The organism is Idiomarina tyrosinivorans, assembly GCF_003987475.1.
Lineage (GTDB): Bacteria > Pseudomonadota > Gammaproteobacteria > Enterobacterales > Alteromonadaceae > Idiomarina > Idiomarina tyrosinivorans.
On sequence record NZ_PIQH01000003.1, the window covers coordinates 86,347 to 103,852 of the forward strand.

The following is a 17,506-nucleotide window of genomic DNA, read 5'->3' on the forward strand; positions in this document are numbered from 1 at the left end:
TCATCACCGTCTCAGCTTCGACCTGCCATCAATGCGTTGCTGACAGGTCGACTAATTTATTGATTAACATAATTTGTGACCAGTGCTGAATGCGGTAGCGCACCGCATTAGCTTGAAAGCGCGAAATTGCTGCTTTACTGGGCGCCAAACGTATCGGCTTTTGTTCCCAGTCGATTCTGTGGAACGCGTCGGCGAGCAGATCGATGGCGTAAACTTGATTGGCTTCGCTAAGCGCATCTACCTTTCTTTGTTTTAACAGCTCAAACCATTGTTGAATGCCGGCTTTATCTGATGATAGATAGCGCTTAATGGCTTCAGCATAAAGCCACGTATCGGTACTGAGAGGCGTTACCGCAGAGTCGTGCGCTTCATGTGCGCTACCAATAAATGCGGCTAACATGTCATGCTGTTGCTCAGTGTTAAGCACTTCAGCAAGCTCTGCGCCGAGTTTTATCGTATTGATTAGTGGCGAAAAGGTGTTTGGTTGAGCCTCAAATTCTGAAATTTTATGACGGTTGCTCGCGCTGAGCGGGCAGCGCGCATCATTGTGCGCACAAAACGAGGTTATAAATAGCAGTTCGTTTGTCACGAAAGTCGATTTCGCCATATAGGGCGCAACAATATCAAACGCGCCGTTAAGGTCATAGCGGCTAGGCTCCAGCGTTTCAGAGCTTGGCGAGTTTGTAATGATATGTCTGACAATTTTTATCAGATAAGCGTTAACCACCCAGTTGTCTGGGTTGAGTTTGTTTGCTCGTAAAATATGTTGGTAAGCAGCCTCAAGCGTCGCAGTGTTTTCTGGATAACCTTGTTCAAAGCCTGCTTCGAGTAAGAACTTTGCATAGTTCACTTCTAAACCGAAGCGGCCGGGGGCTAAGTCAACAGCGCGGCGATAATTGGCGTCGGCTAATTTGAAGGTCTTTGCTATTTCAGAGGTGTTTAACCCTCGGCTGTATTGGAAATCCAGCAACTGCTGATATTGATTGGCAAGGGTGTAGTAGAAAAAGTAATTCTTTCGCGCTGCTGGAATGTCGGCAGCGACACTCTGCATGCGTTTTAGTGCTGACAGTGAACTTTTACCAATCATGCCAAGTTTGGACGCAAGCAGACCAAGATCTTTTAATAACTGCAGTCGTATTTCTGTTCCCATGCCTTGCTGTCCGACCTTTTGCTTGGACAAGCTCAGGGCTTTCTCGTACCACCGTATGGCGCGGCTAAAGTCGTCAATAGTGTTGCCGTAGGTGAGTTCATTTTGGTCATTGCTTAAACTCACCGCTAGACCTTTGTAGTAAGCGCTGTAGGGGTGTTCAGGCGCAAGCGCGAGCATAGTGTTGGCGAGGTTTTGCATTTTCTCAACCCACTGCTCGCCAGCAGCCTCACTTTGCTTCGCTTGCAGACCCATTTGCAGCACAATGGCGCCTTCAACGCTATAGCTGTCGAAGTAACTGGGAGCAATTTTGTGCAGCCGATCGAATACCGGCGCAATGGCTTGGTAACGCGCCTGCATCTGTTGCCAATCGCTCTCTGCGCGTGCCGCCATAATACGTTCTAATGCAATGGTGGTGCGTAGTGCCAAGGGTTCATAAAACCAACTGGCAAATTGGCCGCTAGCCAGCGTTTCATCGGCTTTGTCGAGGTTGCCGGCGAGGTATTGGGCTAACCCGGTTAAGTAGTCTTTTGGCAGTTCGCTTTGCTGTTCACTGGCTAGGCTGCGTTGCAAATAACGCAGCGCGGGTTGCTGGTGCTGTTGCTGCAACTCAGCAATAAACGCTTGGCGATCTTCTGGGCGCACGATACTGGCAGCCTCGCGTTGTCCGGACCGGTAAAGCTCAGTGTGCGTGCGAGCCAATGCCAATGCCATGCGGGCGTCCTGATAACCCGACTGCCAGCCTTTATTAAGCAATTGTAATGCCCGCTCTGGTTGGTTCAACGCCAATGCGGTTTTACCCGCGGCATAGTAGGCCGGTCCAGCGAAGAAGGCCGATTTATTATCAGCGGTGCTAACCAGCTCGGTGGCGGTTTGCTGCAATTGTTGGTAATCGTCGCTGATATCACTAATTGGCGACATTTGAATAAAGCGCACCCGCGATTCGACGTCTTTTACCTGCTCGACAAATTGCTGCAACGCCGCTTCCCGTTCACTCAAGCGCGACTGGTAAACGGCAAATCCCACACTCGCCATAATGGCTGCCGCAAATAAGCTGGTAATAACGCCACTGGTCCATGGCGCGCGCTTGTACCATAACCTCAAGCGTTCACCCGCCCCGCGATTTAACGACGTTGGTAGGCATTGTAACCAGCGTTGCAGATCATCCGCTAACGCGGCGGCGTTGGCATAGCGCGCATTCGGCTCGCGTTGCAAACAGTGCATGACAATATCGCATAAATCGCTGGGTAATTCTGGGCACTGACGTTGTAACGGCAGAATATCGCTGTGCTGGATTTTGTTAACTATTTCGGTGGTCGCTGCTACGGCAATTGCCGGCTCACCACTCAGCATAAAATATAGCGTTGCACCTAGACTGTAGACATCGGCGCTGGGGCCAATAAACTGCCAAGCATCGGCAATGCCTTCGGCAGCCTCAGGTGCCGCTTGCTCTGGTGCCATATAGAACAGGCTGCCCTGGCCAGGTTGAATACCCAAGCTTGAACGCTCAGTGTGCGCGGCAATGCCAAAATCGACCAGCGTTGCAGACACCGGTTGTTTGGGTGCCGGAGGGGTGGTTAACAAGATATTTCCCGGTTTGATATCTCGGTGTACCACGCCGCGTTGGTGCACCTCCCCGAGACCACTGGCGATCTGCGCAATGGCGTCGACTTTCTGTTTCACGCTCATTTGCTCGCGGTATGCATAGAGGGTATCGCCACCAATATATTGCATCACCATATACAAGGCGTCGCCTTCTTCCGCGACCTCGAACACCTTGACGATACGGTCGTGCTCTACATGGGCCAAAAGCCGAGCTTCGTTAATAAAGCGTTCGCGGGCAACCCGAGTCGCTGCATTGACAAACTTGATCGCGACGTCACGTTGCAACTGCGTGTCGTATGCCTGATATACCGCACCATTACCGCCTTTCCCAAGCAAACGCTGACATTGGTAGCGGCGATTAATTGGGTAGGGAAAGCTGGCGCTGGTGTTGGAGTTATTCTCTGCGCCTGACGGATCAATTAACGTTTCGTCGTTATTCATTGGCAGGCTCCGCGGTAGTGAGTTGTTCTAGTTGTTGCTTGATGGCCTGCAAGATATCCTTCACATCGCTATTATCTGGATTCAGTTGCGCGGCAGTTTTTGCATAGATTAATGCTTGTTGTAACCACTGTTTTTGACTTTTCTGTGATTGCGAATAATGGGTTAATACTTGGTACAAATGTGCTCCGTGCCAATATAATCGCCAATCACTCATGCCGTCTTCCATAGCCAATTCCACGGTGGCAATGGCCTTCATAATTTGGGTTTCTCGTTCTACCGGTAAATGCCAACGTGGCTCGGTGGTGACATAGGTCGCATAAGCCAAATAGGCATCAATATTGTGGGGGTCTATCGCTATCGCTTTACGGAAAAAGGTCAGCGCTCGTTGTGACGCATCCCAAGCGGCAAAATTATTGCCTCCATGCCCTAAAACATCGGCTTGGCTGGCGAATGCATTAGCAATAGTAACCGCTTGTACTGCAGAAATGGTATTCGCCGCGCGCTCCGCGTTGAGTGCTTGCGCTTGATTGGTTCGGGTGTTGCTGCTGGCGGCCAGTGATAGTGGTTGGTTTACCACAATAGCTCCAATAGCAATAAGGCTAATAAATACGCTGAGTAAACTCACCCCCGTAATGGGGTGCCGGCGCACTGCTAAGCGAAAACGATAGAAACCGCGGTCGAACCAGCTCTGCCGACGCAATACTTGCTGTAAAGGGCGGTTTTCCAGCCAACGCTCAAGCTCTTCAGCAAATAATCCCGCGTTGGCTAAGCGGTGCGATTTCTCTGCAGTAAGTCCGTGCATGATCCACTGGCACAGGTCGCTCGGCAAACTCGGATTCAAGGATTGCAAGGCAATAGGGTGGCTGGCGCTAGGGCTGTACCCCGAAAGTGCAAAATAAAGTACCGCGAATAGTGAATAAACATCGGTATCAGCGGTAAATTCAGCGTTTTCCGCGAGTTCGCCAGTAACAATTTCTGGCGCCATATAGCATTCGGTGCCACTTTTCCCGACCTCACCCAAGCTAGAAAAGCTGCTTTGGGCGATACCAAAGTCGACCAATACCGGTTTCGGTTGAGCGTCCTTTTCAGCGCCACCTTCGGGTTGCTGCAAGATAATGTTTTGCGGGGTAATGTCGCGATGCACAATACCGGACTGGTGCAGCCGGTTAACACCCTCGGCCAATACTTTAAACCATTGCAGTGTGAACTGAACGTCGTTACCACCAATTGACGTTAGGGTAGCAAGTGACGGCCCGGTAGCATATTGCATCACCATATATAGATGGCTGTGCTTGTGGCTATCGACCACGTCGGCAACTTCATAGATATGGCAAACGGCAGGATGTTCGAGTTGTGCGAGAACACGGGCTTCCCGAACCAATAGGTCGCGGTTAAACCGGCTCGGTTGATGGATAAATTTTATCGCTACGTAACGCGAGAGTTGTTGATCCCACGCTTTGTAAACACTTCCAAAACTACCCTGACCCACTAGTGCCAAGCATTGGTAACGCTCGGGCAGCGAAGCAGGAAACGACAACGTCGACATTGCCCCTCTCAAACCACGATTTCTACGCAAACCATAGTATCTTCTTGCCCCAGTAACCACCAATTTTGTAAGGGTTTAGCCGGAACAATATCGATACTTGACGTAGATTAACGTCATGCATAGGGGTAAATGCACAAATTTTGTGTACCAACATTGCGGAAATTTGTACGCCATCTCATACATATAGAGGGCTATAGCGTTTCTTCGACTTATTGGCACTGTTCTTGCGTTAGCTGTTCCAGAATAACAAAAGTTTAGTGTGGACTGCTGAGGGGGACGGCATGACACAGGTAGCAAATTACTTTGACCAAATGCCTGGAAATTGCATCGTTACATTACAAATTAATGTTGCGACGCAGCAAATAAAACAGCGGGCGGTAATGATTGGTCACAAGTTAAACGACTATGTGATTTTAGAATTTGGCCGCGATGCGGATTGGCGCGTTTTGTTGTCGTGTTTAACCGAATCGACCGCAGTCATCATCCGCGCAGTTTTACCCTGTGGTGATGTGATAGCAGCAAGTTGCTCGTATTTAAGCATGACCCATTATCCGCGCAAGTTGGTGTTTTTAAATTTTCCAAAAGAATTTGAAAAGCGCCATTTACGGGCCAACCCGCGGGTTAATGTGGAGTTACCAGCAGCACTCACATTCACAGAGCTGAGTGAGCACTTTCCGCAACCGATTGCGAGCTTGATTACCGATCTGTCGGAGCAGGGCTTGGGATTGCAAACTCGGGAACCCATTACGGTACCGAAAGAGGAGTTGCTCGGCAAAACAGTAGAGCTGGCAGTGCAACATAATCAACAGCGAGATCATGCAGTGTTGGAGTGCGAAATTCGCAATCGCCAGCTGATCAGTCCTGAGTTGACACAATTTGGCTTAAAAGTGGTGCGCAGCCACGGTAAGCCTTATGAATCGCTAATCGACATTTGGGTATCAGAGACCCTACATAATAAAGCAGTAGCGTTATAATGAAATTTAATGATTTTTTAAACCAACTTTTGCGGTGCCCCATTTTTGATGCAAGAGACAATGTAGTGGGTTACCAACTTGAGTTCTGTCACGGCTTGCGCACAACGTTTCCCTCATTAGATACCGAGGCACGAGAGCGCTTGTGCAGTGAGTTAGCGGAACAGCTCCCTCGGTTAACGCTTGGCAAGGATGCCATTATTCAATTTAATAGCGATGGTGTGTGTAACGGCGTGCCTAACCTATTACCGAAAGAGCAAGTGTGGGTGAGCGTGGTGGACAACGGCGCACCAGATCGCAAGCTGTTAGATGCCTGCAAAGAGTTAGTCGAGCGGGGTTACCGCATAGCGTTAACCGACCACGACCCCTATTCGCACTGGGAACCGTTTTACCAAATCGCCGGTGTTATCGAGTTAAGCGTAAGCGCTAATCAAAGCCTCACCGAGTTAACTAAAAACATTGCTGCGGTTAAACGGCATGGTTGTGAGGTGTTGGTTTACGGTACGCTAGACCGCTTACAGCGCGAGCATTGCCAAGACCTTGGGGTGAATTATTTTGTTGATCCCGAGTACCGATCGGTAGCCCATGAGCCTCATCGTGCAAGTTGATCAGAAAGGATCGCCGAAAGGCTTTACAGCGGCTTTTAGAGTCGGTACAATTCAGCACCAATTTGAATCAATGCGGTTAATTTTTAACCGATTCGCAAAAATAGCATTCTGAGGTGATTTTTTAATGCCAGTCGTTAAAGTGAAAGAAAACGAGCCGTTTGACGTTGCATTGCGTCGTTTCAAGCGCTCATGTGAAAAAGCAGGCGTATTATCTGAAGTTCGCCGCCGTGAGCACTATGAAAAGCCAACTGCAGAGCGTAAGCGCAAAAAAGCTGCAGCGGTCAAACGTCACGCGAAAAAATTGGCTCGCGAAAACGCGCGCCGTACTCGCCTTTACTAAGAAGTTAGCCGCATAGCGGTTAAAGGCGAAACGCAACGCTGAGTTGCGACTTCACTTTCTCGCAAAGACGTGTACAGACAAGTACAGTAAGAACCGTGTCAGGATCGCCTGACGCGGTTTTTTTGTCAGTAGCGCAGTTTGTGTAATATTCATACCCTGTTGAACTAGGAAACGGATACCCTGTTAATGGCTGGATTGATCCCAAAAAGCTTTATCCATGATCTGCTCGATCGCGCCGATATTGTTGAGGTGGTTGATAGCCGTGTGCCGCTAAAGAAAGCAGGGAAGAACCATCAGGCCTGCTGCCCGTTTCACAACGAGAAAACCCCATCGTTTACTGTCAGTGCCGATAAGCAGTTTTATCACTGCTTTGGTTGCGGAGAGCATGGCAACGCGATTGATTTTTTGATCAATTACGACGGCTTGAGTTTTCCCGATGCCGTAGAAGAATTGGCTGCTATGTTGGGTTTAGAAGTGCCGCGTGAGGCTTCCGAGAATCCGCAGAAAGATGCACAAAAGCGGCAACAGGCAGAAAGTGATTACGAAGTGATGCAACAAGCCACGCGCTTTTTTCAGCATCAGCTAAAGCATCATGCCCGTGCAGGCGAAGTGATTGATTACTTAAAAGGTCGCGGACTAAACGGCGAAACCGTCAAACAGTTTCAAATAGGCTACGCACCGAGCGAGTGGGATGCATTAAAGCAAACCTTTGCGCGCAACCCGCAGACAACGCAACAACTGCTCGATTTGAAGCTGCTTAACCGCAGCGATAATGGCCGCGTGTACGACTTTTTCCGTGATCGGGTAATGTTTCCGATTCACGACCGACGCGGCCGAGTGATTGGTTTTGGCGGTCGAATTCTCGAGGGTGACGGCCCTAAGTATTTGAACTCACCCGAAACCAGGGTGTTTCACAAAGGCAGCGAGTTATACGGGTTTTACCAAGTGCGACAAGCGCACCGGCAGCCCGACGTCATTGTGATTGTCGAAGGTTACATGGATGTGGTGGCACTGGCGCAACACGGCATTAACTATGCGGTGGCGTCGTTGGGCACAGCCACTACGACTGAACAACTACAACGCTTGTTCCGCACCACGCATCAAGTGGTCTGCTGTTACGACGGTGACCGTGCTGGGCGCGATGCAGCGTGGCGAGCATTAGAAAATGCGTTACCGCTGCTAAAAGACGGGTTGGATTTGCGCTTTTTATTCTTGCCTGAAGGCGAGGACCCAGATTCGATTGTGCAAGCGGAGGGCGCGAAAGGGTTTGAGGCGCGCTTGCAGCAAGCGCAGCCATTTACTGAGTACTTTTTTGAACACCTTCAGCAAGGCATTGATGTAAAAGGCGATGCTGGCCGCTCGCAGTTATTGCAACGGGCGAAACCGTTGATTGAGCGTATCGCTAGTGACTTTTATCGCGACACCCTAATGGAGCGTTTAGCGGAAAAGCTACGGCGTGAGAAATCGCAGTTGCAGACCCACTTTCAGCGTCCGCAGCAAAGCCGCTATCAGCCGGAACAGATTCAAATGACGCCGATGCGGCGAGCGATTGCACTATTGGTGCAATTTCCGCAACTGGGGCAGCAATTGCCATTAAATGCTGAATTAAAGCGCTTAGGGATGCCTGGTATCGAGGTGTTTTTAACCTTGCACCAACAAACCCATGAGCAAGCCTTCACGACCGCGCAATTATTAGAAACGTGGCGCGAATCGGCGCATTATAAGCATCTGCAAAAGCTGGCAAGTTGGCAGCATGCAATGGACGAAGAAACGGCACAACAGGAACTTAACGACATTATTGTGTTTTTAATCGATAAATACGTTGAACAACGTGCCGATGAACTATTAGAAAAAGAAAAGTCACAGGAATTAAGCAAAGCTGAGCGAAAAGAATATCAATTATTGATACAGCATTTGCGCCAAAAGAAAACCTAGTCGAGCGATCGAAATTGGCTGAAACGCCGTAGTAATAAGCACATGTAAGCAAATAGCAGGGTAAGTTAATCACTGGCTAGAACGCGTGCAATCTGCTACAATTTCCGGTCTTGCTCGTTAAACCCATTTAGTCATTCACAGGTGGAAAGTCTGTATGCAGCAGAATCGACAATCACAGTTAAAAGTTCTTATTGCGAAAGGGAAAGAACAAGGTTACTTGACCTTTTCTGAGGTTAACGACCACCTCCCGCAAGAAATTGTTGATTCCGATCAGATCGAAGACATTATTCGCATGATCAACGACATGGGTATCCAGGTGTTTGAAAACGCCCCGGATGCCGATGAGTTGATGATGAGCGAAAGTGCGGCCGATGAAGATGCTGCCGAAGAAGCCGCACAAGCGCTTGCGACTGTAGAAGGTGAACTGGGCCGTACCACCGACCCGGTGCGCATGTACATGCGTGAGATGGGTACTGTTGAGCTATTGACCCGTGAAGGCGAAATTGACATCGCCAAGCGCATTGAAGAAGGCATTAACCAAGTTCAGTGTTCGGTAGCCGAATACCCAGAAGCCATCAACTTTTTGCTTGAGCAATGGGATTCTTACGAAGCCGAAGAAATGCGTTTAACCGACATTATCTCAGGCTTTATTGACCCTAACGAAGTGGATGACGCACCAGTGAGTGCCACCCACGTGGGGTCAGAGTTGACTAACGAGCAGCTCGAAGAAGAAGACGAAGACGACGACGATGACGACGAGGAAGAAGATGAGAACGAAGGCGGTATTGATCCTGAGTTCGCTCGTCAGAAGTTTGGTGAGTTGCGCGACCAATACGAAACCACGCGTAAAGTCATTGCTAAACACGGTCGTGACCACAAGAAAGCACGAGTTGAGATCGACAAGCTAAGCGATCTGTTCAAACAATTCCGCTTGGTGCCGAAACAGTTCGACCGTTTGGTCAAAGACATGCGCGACATGATGCATCGTGTGCGGGTGCAAGAGCGTTTGATCATGAAAGCCTCGGTAGAGCAGGGTGGGATGCCCAAGCGCGTGTTTATGCGTGCTTTTGCTGGCAACGAGAACAGTCTTGCATGGCTAGATGAACAGCAGGAAAGTGGCGAGAGCTATGCCGAGACGCTGAAAGCGGCACGCCCTGAAATCGAACGCTGTGTGAATAAATTACTCGAAGTCGAGAAAGAAACCGGGCTGACCATTGCCAAGGTGAAAGACATTAACCGTCGCATGTCGATTGGCGAAGCCAAAGCTCGCCGTGCGAAAAAGGAAATGGTTGAGGCCAACCTACGTTTGGTTATCTCGATTGCGAAAAAATATACCAACCGTGGCTTACAGTTCTTGGACTTAATCCAAGAAGGTAACATTGGCTTGATGAAAGCCGTGGATAAGTTTGAATACCGCCGCGGTTACAAGTTCTCGACCTATGCGACGTGGTGGATCCGGCAGGCGATCACACGTTCGATTGCCGACCAAGCCCGGACCATTCGTATTCCGGTGCATATGATCGAGACCATCAACAAATTGAACCGTATCTCGCGGCAAATGCTGCAAGAAATGGGGCGTGAGCCACTGCCTGAAGAATTGGCAGAGCGGATGATGATGCCAGAAGACAAAATCCGCAAAGTGCTGAAAATCGCCAAAGAGCCGATTTCGATGGAAACCCCGATTGGTGACGATGAAGATTCGCACTTGGGCGATTTCATAGAAGACAACACGCTGGATCTTCCTGTGGATTCGGCTACCTCGGAAAGTCTACGCAACGCGGTTCGTGATGTGCTCGGTGGATTAACGGCACGGGAAGCTAAAGTATTAAGAATGCGGTTTGGCATAGACATGAACACCGACCATACTTTAGAAGAAGTAGGTAAACAGTTCGACGTCACGCGTGAGCGGATCCGTCAGATCGAAGCAAAAGCGCTGCGGAAATTGCGCCACCCTAGCCGTTCAGAACAACTGAAATCGTTCTTGGACGAATAATCGACTCCCCAATCACCGCGCTGAGAAAGGAGGAAATATGGCAAAAAGTCGTGAGCAATGGCCATCGACGATTATCGATTCGCATCTACATATTTATGACGATGCGTTTCCGCTGATTGAGAACCAAGGTCGGCTTCCCGATCCGTTTTCCATCGACGATTATCAGCGCATGGTTAGAGGGCTGCCCATCGACGGTGGGGTGATTGTATCGGGCTCTTTCCAAGGCTTTGAACAGCGCTACTTGAAAGCCGCGTTGGACAAGTTGGATGACAACTTTGTTGGCGTGACCCAGCTACCGGGAAGTGTCAGCGACAAGCAGATTACCGAATTAGCCAAACACCGTATCCGCGGCGTGCGGGTAAACCTTAAGCGCGGCATTCACCGCGACATTAAAGGTATTGTGGAATTTGGTAAACGGATTTGGGATTTGGCCGGTTGGCATTTAGAGATTTATGTCGATAGCCGTGAGATCGACGATATGATCGAGACGTTGATTAAATTGCCGAAGTTAAGTGTTGACCACTTGGGAATGTCGAAGTCGGGTTTGTCGCAGATCCGCCGCTTAGCCGAAAATGGCGTAAAAGTGAAAGCCAGCGGTTTTGGCCGCACTGAAGTGAACGTTAAAGCGGCAGTGAAATCACTTTATGACATCGACCCAAGCTGTTTGATGTTCGGTACCGACTTGCCAGGCACCCGCAGTAACCGTTCGTTTGAACCTAGCGATATTGATACCATTGTCGAAGCGCTGGACGGCGACCGCGAAGCAGTGAATAATGTGTTTTCGGAGAACGCAAAGGCATTTTACCAAATCACTGTTTAACGGGCAGGTTGTTTAAAGGTGCAGTCACTCTATTCTAAAACGCGTCAGAACCGCTGGGTCTATTCCGCGGTTTTGGCGTTAGCAATTATCGGCTTAGTATTGACCCTGTGGCAGTCGGAGCCGGTACGCACCGCGCGCTATATCAGCAACCTCGAACAAGCCTGCGCTAAAACCAATAACAACATCTTCCAGTTATACCCCGTTGGCGCCCAGCCAGAAGCCGTACCGGTAGACTTTGAAACTCTGCAAGCCGAAATGAGCCAGACTATTGCCAAACTACCCGGCGTGGAAGGGGGCTTTTGGCATCCACAGACCTCATTTTTCGGCTATGCCTATCCAACTTATGTGGGCACCGACATCCGCATTGAACTCCCTGAGAGTAACCAAGCCTTAGTCAGCCGAGCTGCAACCGAAGCGTCTAACAGCAATAACGTCGTGAGTGCAAGCAAGCAGGGTAACGAAGAAAACCTAGTGGTCGTTGCTTGCCCGATTAAAACCCATCAACAGCTAGCAGGCTGGATGATGGTGCATGTAAAGCTGGTACCTCCCGGCATGATCCTCTCGCTATCGGTATTGTTTGCCGCTATTGCCCTAGTGAGCATCTGGCTGATTGTTAGCCATACCCGTTATAACCGCCGCTGGCATAGAGAGCGTGACGACATTGTCGAGTCGATTGAAGACGAAGCGACCTTAGTGCCGTTGACGACCGAAATTCAAGAGCTGCAACCGGTATTAATTTTACTGCAGCGAGCCCGAATGCGAGCTAAGCAATTAGAGCAGCAGTTGCAGCGTGAATCTGAGCTTCAGGACGACGAAAAACGGCTGGTTGAAATTGGCCGCCTAGCCGCCAGCTTGGCGAACGAAGCGCATGCGCCGCTGTTGCAGTTACAACGCAAGAGCCAACAGTTGTTGACTGTTGTGGCGCGGACGCATAAGCCGCGGGTCGAGCAACTGCAGTTATTTGGTGACCGGGTTGAACGAACATTGGATGGCTTGCTGTTATTAACCGAGCGCCGTGAATACACCCGCGGAGACGTGGATCTGATGCCGTGGTTAACCTCCATTGCCCGTAGCCACCATGACAGCGCGCAACGCTATGGCGTGGCGGTTACCGCAATGTGTGGTGACGATGTGACTTTCCAAGCTGACGGTCTGCAGTTACGTTATGCCATTGATATGCTGGTATGGAATGCAATGGACTTTGCGCCGAAAGATACTGAGGTTTTGGTGCGTGGCTATGCCAAAGACGGCAGCATTGTGATTGAGGTCAGCGATGATAGCAAAGGCATTGAGCCTAAACACCGCAAACACTTGTTTGAAGCTAATTACCACAGTGATAAGCCAAGCTACGGCGTGGGTCTAGCGGCGGTACAAACGATTGTTGAAGCGCACCAAGGGACAGTGCATTATGACGCGCTTGAACGCGGGGCAAGATTTGTGATTGAAATACCCATGACAAGCGCCTAAAAAATCCGTATACTTTGCGCCGCTTAGGGTTATCCAGCGCCGCGGCGCACCACACCCTAACACCTTTCAAATATCCCGCACGGCCCCTTAGCTCAGTGGTTAGAGCACCCGACTCATAATCGGTTGGTCCCCAGTTCAAATCTGGGAGGGGCCACCATTTTAAAAGGCTTCGATGCTAATCGCCTCCACATTTTCCTGAATAGGCCTCCTTATAACTCGCACCGAAGCAGGCAATAAAGCTGTCGACAATATCGAGGTTCATAGGCCATTCAATTTCTACTGGCTTACCATCTGCGTTAGTCATGTTAAGGCCTTCAGGCATTTTGACGTCTGCCAGCGTCTCGCGGCTTTGCAAAAGCTTTGCTTTGTCTTGTTGAATAAAAGCAATGGTGGCGTCTACGTAATAGTTCCAGCCGGCGATATCACGCTCAGTGGGCTTATAAGTTTGTTCGAACAACGCTATGGCACGCTGCGATTGTCCCGCGGTTGCTCGTAATTGCCCCTCGTGCCAGTTGAGCGTTTTGGTATCGCCTTCGGAAAGATCCGACTTAGCGTTGGTATACTGGTGGATAAGATCAGCTGCTGCTAATTGGCAGCCTTCTTTGTCCGCAACCGCGCGCCACCCGCCGTCTACCGATTGATCAAAGGTTTGATAGTTCATCTGCAGATAGTGTTGATTTGCATCGATGCATTGCTCCTGCGCATGAACCGCTGTCAATGACAGGCTGAGAGCCAACACCGCTACTGCAAGCATTATCCCTTTCATATTTGGAGCCTTGTAGTTACATACCAATAAAGTACACCACGTTCAGGCCTAGCTGCGTATAGTCTTCGCTGGCGCTGAATGAGGCGCTAAGCGCTAATGCATTGCTTACGCTAAATTGAACCGAGGTGGTTAAAGCGGCACTGCTGTCAAAATACTCAACGCCGGCATCAACAACGAAAGCATCAGTTAATGCGCGTTTATAGCCAATGGCAGCGACAAATTCGTTATCGGTCGATTCGCCTGAGGAACCCATTGCACTGGCCTCAACTTTCGAAAACATATAGCCAGCCTCAAGGTACCACAGCGATGCATTATCAATGTCGAGTTGTTTACCAAAGCGTAAGTCGACCCGTTTAAACTCAGTATCGACAGTCACGCCTGACACGTCTATGTCGTCGTTAAGCTCTTGGTAACCTAGCTGACCGTAGAAATTGTTTTGTAATTGCTGGCCAATGGAGACGCTTAACCCATTAAATGTCGGTTCCATTGTGGAAGAGGAATCGACACTAAGTGATGAGTATCCGGCTGTAACTTTGCTTTCGCTGAGTTTGCCCGTATCCATATTCGAAGCATGCGCGGTGGTGGTGCACAGCAGTGCTGCTGCAAGAAGTGTGTTTTTCATGGTCATTCCTTAACCTAAAACATATGAGTTATGATTATTTGTGCATTTATTATTATATAAATGTTAACACATTAAAAGTCGCTATCCCCCATGCTCAGATTAACCCCTTGTTACACTTGGTAACCGCTTTGGCACAATTATCTCTCTACACTGTGGGGTGTTCACTTCACAGAGGTAAAGTGCATGAAAGGTTTAAAAGTTGGCGTGTTGTTGGGGGTGTCATTACTGATCGGTCAGGCTGTTGCCGGTGAGTTCTCTGGGTTAAAGGCCTCGGACTATCAGCCGGGTACGCGCAGTTACTTGGTGTATATGCAGAATAACGAGACTGGCGCTATTCGGATGAGCGAAATCTGGCAACGCACGACCGAAATTACCGAACAAGGTGGTAAACCGGTCGTTAAAATCACTCAGCATTGGACCAGTGCAGATGAGCGTTTTAATCGCGAACTCAAGTCGCTAAACCGCTTAGACGATTTTGCACCGATCTATCATTGGACGAAAAATTAGCGCGGTATTGCGGCGTTCACTTTTGATGATAAAGGTGTGCATGGCGATCCGTCAGTCGCCAATAATCTCGCCAAAGATACTGATGTGGCAGCAACCGAGCTGCCGTTGAATTGGGAGCTGGATATCGAGACCTTCCAGTTGCTTGATTTTGCTGAGGGCAAAAGCTTTCAACTTAACTTTTATCATCCAGGGTCTAAGACTGGCCCGAAAGATTACACCTATCAGGTTATCGGTTCGGATACGTTGCACTTAGCGGGTTTAGCCGCGATCGATTGTTGGAAGCTAAAAATCGATTACGGCGAGGGCAATTGCGCCATTTTCTGGATTGCTAAAAGCAACAAGCAAATGCTGAAAATGGAAGAAAAGTGGAACGAATTTACCCGTTTTAAATACTTACTTGCATCATAAACTGTGCAAATAATCGAACGAACTGTTGATCCAAACAAAAAATAGCTGAGTAGGAAAAATTGCAGTACAAAATTTCTCACTTCACAAGGAGGATTTATGTTACGCAAGATTTTAGCTGTTTCATTGATGTCATTTGCAGCGACTGCCGCAGCAAAAGATTACGAAACAATGAAAGACCAAACATGGGTATCGCTAACAGGTGAAGTAGCAACTACAAGCGACAGTTCCTTTGTATTGGATTACGGCAAAGGCTACATCACCGTAGAAATGGACGATTGGCAGTGGTATGACGATGAAGGCGAAGCGCTTCTTACCGGTTACGATGTGACTGTTTATGGTGAAGTGGATAACGATTTAGCCGAGGAAGCAAAAATAGAGGCTTCGAGTGTTTACGTTAAAAATCTCGATAGCTATTTTTACGCAAGTGCTGCCGATGAAGAGTCAGGTGAAGCCAACGTGAGCTTTGACGTTATTGCGATGGACTCAACTGCGCCAATTGATGTCAACGGCACGGTCACGAAAGTGAATGATGTTGCCGATGAGGTTGTTATTGGTAGTGGTAAATCTAAAGTAGTGGTTGATGTATCGATGCTGCCAACCAACCCCCTAGATAGCATTGGCTTTCAGAAAGTGACAGTCGGCGACTATGTGTCAGTTTCTGGGCAATTCACCGACGATCTAACAGGCGGCATGCAATTACAAGCTGAACGCCTCACCACGGCGGAAATTTTCTAATAAATAGAAAACCGCTGACTGATAAAAACCGCAGCCAACTCTGGCTGCGGTTTTTTTATACTATAACGCCAGCGCCCAACGTTGCTGCCGGATGTCTGTTAGTAGTTGCCGCAGGGCTGGTTCCAACGGCCGGTCCTCGGTAAGTAACGGATGCTCTGCTACCAGTTCATCAACAAATTCTGCGATGGTCGCGGTAACATAGTTGCCGCGCATTTTCGCGCCGTGGGTGGCAATGAGCAATGCCGCACTGGCCGCCTGTTCGGTCAATTCCAAAACCCGTCGCGCGTCTCGCGCGGCTATGGTGCCCATGCTCACTTTATCTTGGTTGTGGCATTCTGTTGATCGGGAAAATACACTGGCGGGCATGGTGTGTTTAAGCGCTTCTGCGGTCCATGCTGAACAACCAATTTGTACGGCCTTAAAACCATGGTGAAGCGCGCGGTCGTCGCCTTGTGCTGCGCTCAGGTTCGCCGGTAATCCTTGGTTCGCTGTAGCGTCTAGTACTAATGCGACTTGGCGGTCGTGTAAATCGGCTAAGTTAGCGACTTGGGTCTTCAACAAGTCCATCACCATGGCAATGTGGCCTCCGTAAAAATGGCCGCCATGGTGAATACGACCCGACTCGGCATTCACAATTGGGTTATCGTTGGCGCTGTTAAGCTCGTTGTTTACGGTCTCGCTAATAAAGCCAAAGCTGTCTTCTAATGCGCCGATAATGTGCGGCGCACAGCGCAATGAATAACGATCTTGCAATCGGGTTTGGGTGGGCGCGCTGTCGGCGTTGCCGAGGTCGGTGCGAATGCTCTGGGCAATTAACTGCTGGCCTTTGTGGGGTTTTACCGTAAACAGTTCGGCATCGTAATGGTAGGGATTACCGTTTGCGGCTATCACCATTAAGCTACTGATACGCGTTGATAGCCGTGCCAAGTATTGGGCGCGGTCGAGGTTTAAACAGGCTAATGCGGTCATTACCGCGGTGCCATTCATTAACGCCAGCGCCTCTTTCGGGCGCAAGGTATAGGGCGCTAAGCCAATGTCCTTAAAGGCGTCAGCGGCGTTAACAATAGTGCCATTGTAGCGCACATCGCGTTCACCAATGATCGCGCCGGCAACATAGGATAACGGGGTAAGGTCGCCACTGGCGCCGACGCTGCCTTCCGCAGGAATTAATGGCAGGATATCGTGTTGAAGCATTGCCGTTAGGCGTTGTAGTAAGCCATAACTAACCCCGGAATAACCTTGGCATAGCGATTGTAGCCGCACGGCTAATACTGCGCGGGTTTCTGCTTCAGTTAGGTAATCGCCTAGACCACAGCCGTGGAAACGGGTCAGATTAATCGGCAACTGGTGCACGTGCTCAGCAGCCACCCCGACATTGCAACTATCACCATAGCCGGTGGTAATACCGTATATTTTGCCTTCTTGCTCCAGCACCTCGTCAACGCGCTTGGCGCCGGCTTCTATATGTTCAACAAAGGCATCTGCCTCGGACAGTCGTACGCCGCAATCGCCGCGGCTGATTTTTGCGATCCATTCAAATCCCAGAGGCTGGCCGTTAAATAAAATGGTACAGGTGGTCATAGTTATCCGTGTGG

15 protein-coding genes and 1 tRNA gene are annotated in these 17,506 nt (G+C 49.5%); 11 read left to right on the forward strand and 5 right to left on the reverse strand.

What is annotated here, in order from left to right:
- Nucleotides 1–28 precede the first annotated feature (28 nt).
- Entirely contained in the window at nucleotides 29–3,193 is a 3,165-nt protein-coding gene (locus CWI84_RS03800) for a serine/threonine-protein kinase (RefSeq protein WP_126841253.1), read from the reverse strand.
- Complete coding sequence (locus CWI84_RS03805; RefSeq protein ID WP_126841254.1) at nucleotides 3,186–4,739, reverse strand: serine/threonine protein kinase; 1,554 nt, start codon at nucleotides 4,737–4,739, stop codon at nucleotides 3,186–3,188. Before CWI84_RS03805 ends, CWI84_RS03800 begins: the two co-directional genes overlap by 8 nt.
- 281 nt (nucleotides 4,740–5,020) lie before the next feature.
- Here CWI84_RS03805 and CWI84_RS03810 point away from each other — a divergent pair, with 281 nt between their 5' ends.
- From CWI84_RS03810 to CWI84_RS03845, 8 genes are all read left to right on the forward strand, one after another.
- Nucleotides 5,021–5,713, forward strand: a complete 693-nt coding sequence (locus CWI84_RS03810; protein ID WP_126841255.1) for a hypothetical protein — start codon at nucleotides 5,021–5,023, stop codon at nucleotides 5,711–5,713.
- Nucleotides 5,713–6,318, forward strand: a complete 606-nt coding sequence (locus CWI84_RS03815) for a YuxH family protein (RefSeq protein WP_126841256.1) — start codon at nucleotides 5,713–5,715, stop codon at nucleotides 6,316–6,318. The genes CWI84_RS03810 and CWI84_RS03815 overlap by 1 nt, the downstream gene beginning before the upstream one ends.
- A gap of 124 nt (nucleotides 6,319–6,442) precedes the next feature.
- Complete coding sequence (rpsU, locus tag CWI84_RS03820; protein WP_006954239.1) at nucleotides 6,443–6,658, forward strand: 30S ribosomal protein S21; 216 nt, start codon at nucleotides 6,443–6,445, stop codon at nucleotides 6,656–6,658.
- A gap of 186 nt (nucleotides 6,659–6,844) precedes the next feature.
- Entirely contained in the window at nucleotides 6,845–8,593 is a 1,749-nt protein-coding gene (gene dnaG, locus CWI84_RS03825) for a DNA primase (protein WP_126841257.1), read from the forward strand.
- A 154-nt stretch (nucleotides 8,594–8,747) separates the two neighbouring features.
- Nucleotides 8,748–10,586, forward strand: a complete 1,839-nt coding sequence (rpoD, locus tag CWI84_RS03830; protein WP_126841258.1) for an RNA polymerase sigma factor RpoD — start codon at nucleotides 8,748–8,750, stop codon at nucleotides 10,584–10,586.
- 37 nt (nucleotides 10,587–10,623) lie between these two features.
- Nucleotides 10,624–11,406 (forward strand): amidohydrolase family protein, encoded by a 783-nt coding sequence (locus CWI84_RS03835; RefSeq protein ID WP_126841259.1) that lies wholly within the window; start codon nucleotides 10,624–10,626, stop codon nucleotides 11,404–11,406.
- Nucleotides 11,407–11,424: 18 nt separating this feature from the next.
- Nucleotides 11,425–12,873: a sensor histidine kinase gene (locus tag CWI84_RS03840; protein ID WP_126841260.1), complete on the forward strand. Its 1,449-nt coding sequence runs from the start codon at nucleotides 11,425–11,427 to the stop codon at nucleotides 12,871–12,873.
- A gap of 81 nt (nucleotides 12,874–12,954) precedes the next feature.
- A tRNA-Ile gene (locus tag CWI84_RS03845) sits at nucleotides 12,955–13,030 on the forward strand.
- 18 nt (nucleotides 13,031–13,048) lie between these two features.
- Here the strand turns inward: CWI84_RS03845 and CWI84_RS03850 are convergent.
- Both CWI84_RS03850 and CWI84_RS03855 read right to left on the reverse strand, forming a co-directional pair.
- Nucleotides 13,049–13,639, reverse strand: a complete 591-nt coding sequence (locus tag CWI84_RS03850; protein WP_126841261.1) for a hypothetical protein — start codon at nucleotides 13,637–13,639, stop codon at nucleotides 13,049–13,051.
- A 16-nt stretch (nucleotides 13,640–13,655) separates the two neighbouring features.
- Nucleotides 13,656–14,261, reverse strand: a complete 606-nt coding sequence (locus CWI84_RS03855; RefSeq protein WP_157980991.1) for an outer membrane protein — start codon at nucleotides 14,259–14,261, stop codon at nucleotides 13,656–13,658.
- A gap of 183 nt (nucleotides 14,262–14,444) precedes the next feature.
- Between CWI84_RS03855 and CWI84_RS03860 the strand changes: the two genes are divergently transcribed.
- The 3 genes from CWI84_RS03860 to CWI84_RS03870 all read left to right on the forward strand — a co-directional run bounded on the left by CWI84_RS03860 (nucleotide 14,445) and on the right by CWI84_RS03870 (nucleotide 15,911).
- A complete protein-coding gene (locus CWI84_RS03860; protein ID WP_126841263.1) occupies nucleotides 14,445–14,768 on the forward strand; it encodes a hypothetical protein in 324 nt (107 codons plus the stop codon).
- A gap of 6 nt (nucleotides 14,769–14,774) precedes the next feature.
- Nucleotides 14,775–15,176, forward strand: a complete 402-nt coding sequence (locus CWI84_RS03865) for a DUF3108 domain-containing protein (protein ID WP_476733792.1) — start codon at nucleotides 14,775–14,777, stop codon at nucleotides 15,174–15,176.
- A 96-nt stretch (nucleotides 15,177–15,272) separates the two neighbouring features.
- The gene (locus CWI84_RS03870; protein WP_126841265.1) at nucleotides 15,273–15,911 is read left to right on the forward strand and encodes a NirD/YgiW/YdeI family stress tolerance protein; all 639 of its coding nucleotides are present in this window, start codon (nucleotides 15,273–15,275) and stop codon (nucleotides 15,909–15,911) included.
- A gap of 60 nt (nucleotides 15,912–15,971) precedes the next feature.
- On the opposite strand, the gene CWI84_RS03875 is transcribed toward CWI84_RS03870, so the two are convergent.
- Nucleotides 15,972–17,492, reverse strand: a complete 1,521-nt coding sequence (locus tag CWI84_RS03875; RefSeq protein WP_126841266.1) for an HAL/PAL/TAL family ammonia-lyase — start codon at nucleotides 17,490–17,492, stop codon at nucleotides 15,972–15,974.
- Nucleotides 17,493–17,506 lie beyond the last annotated feature (14 nt).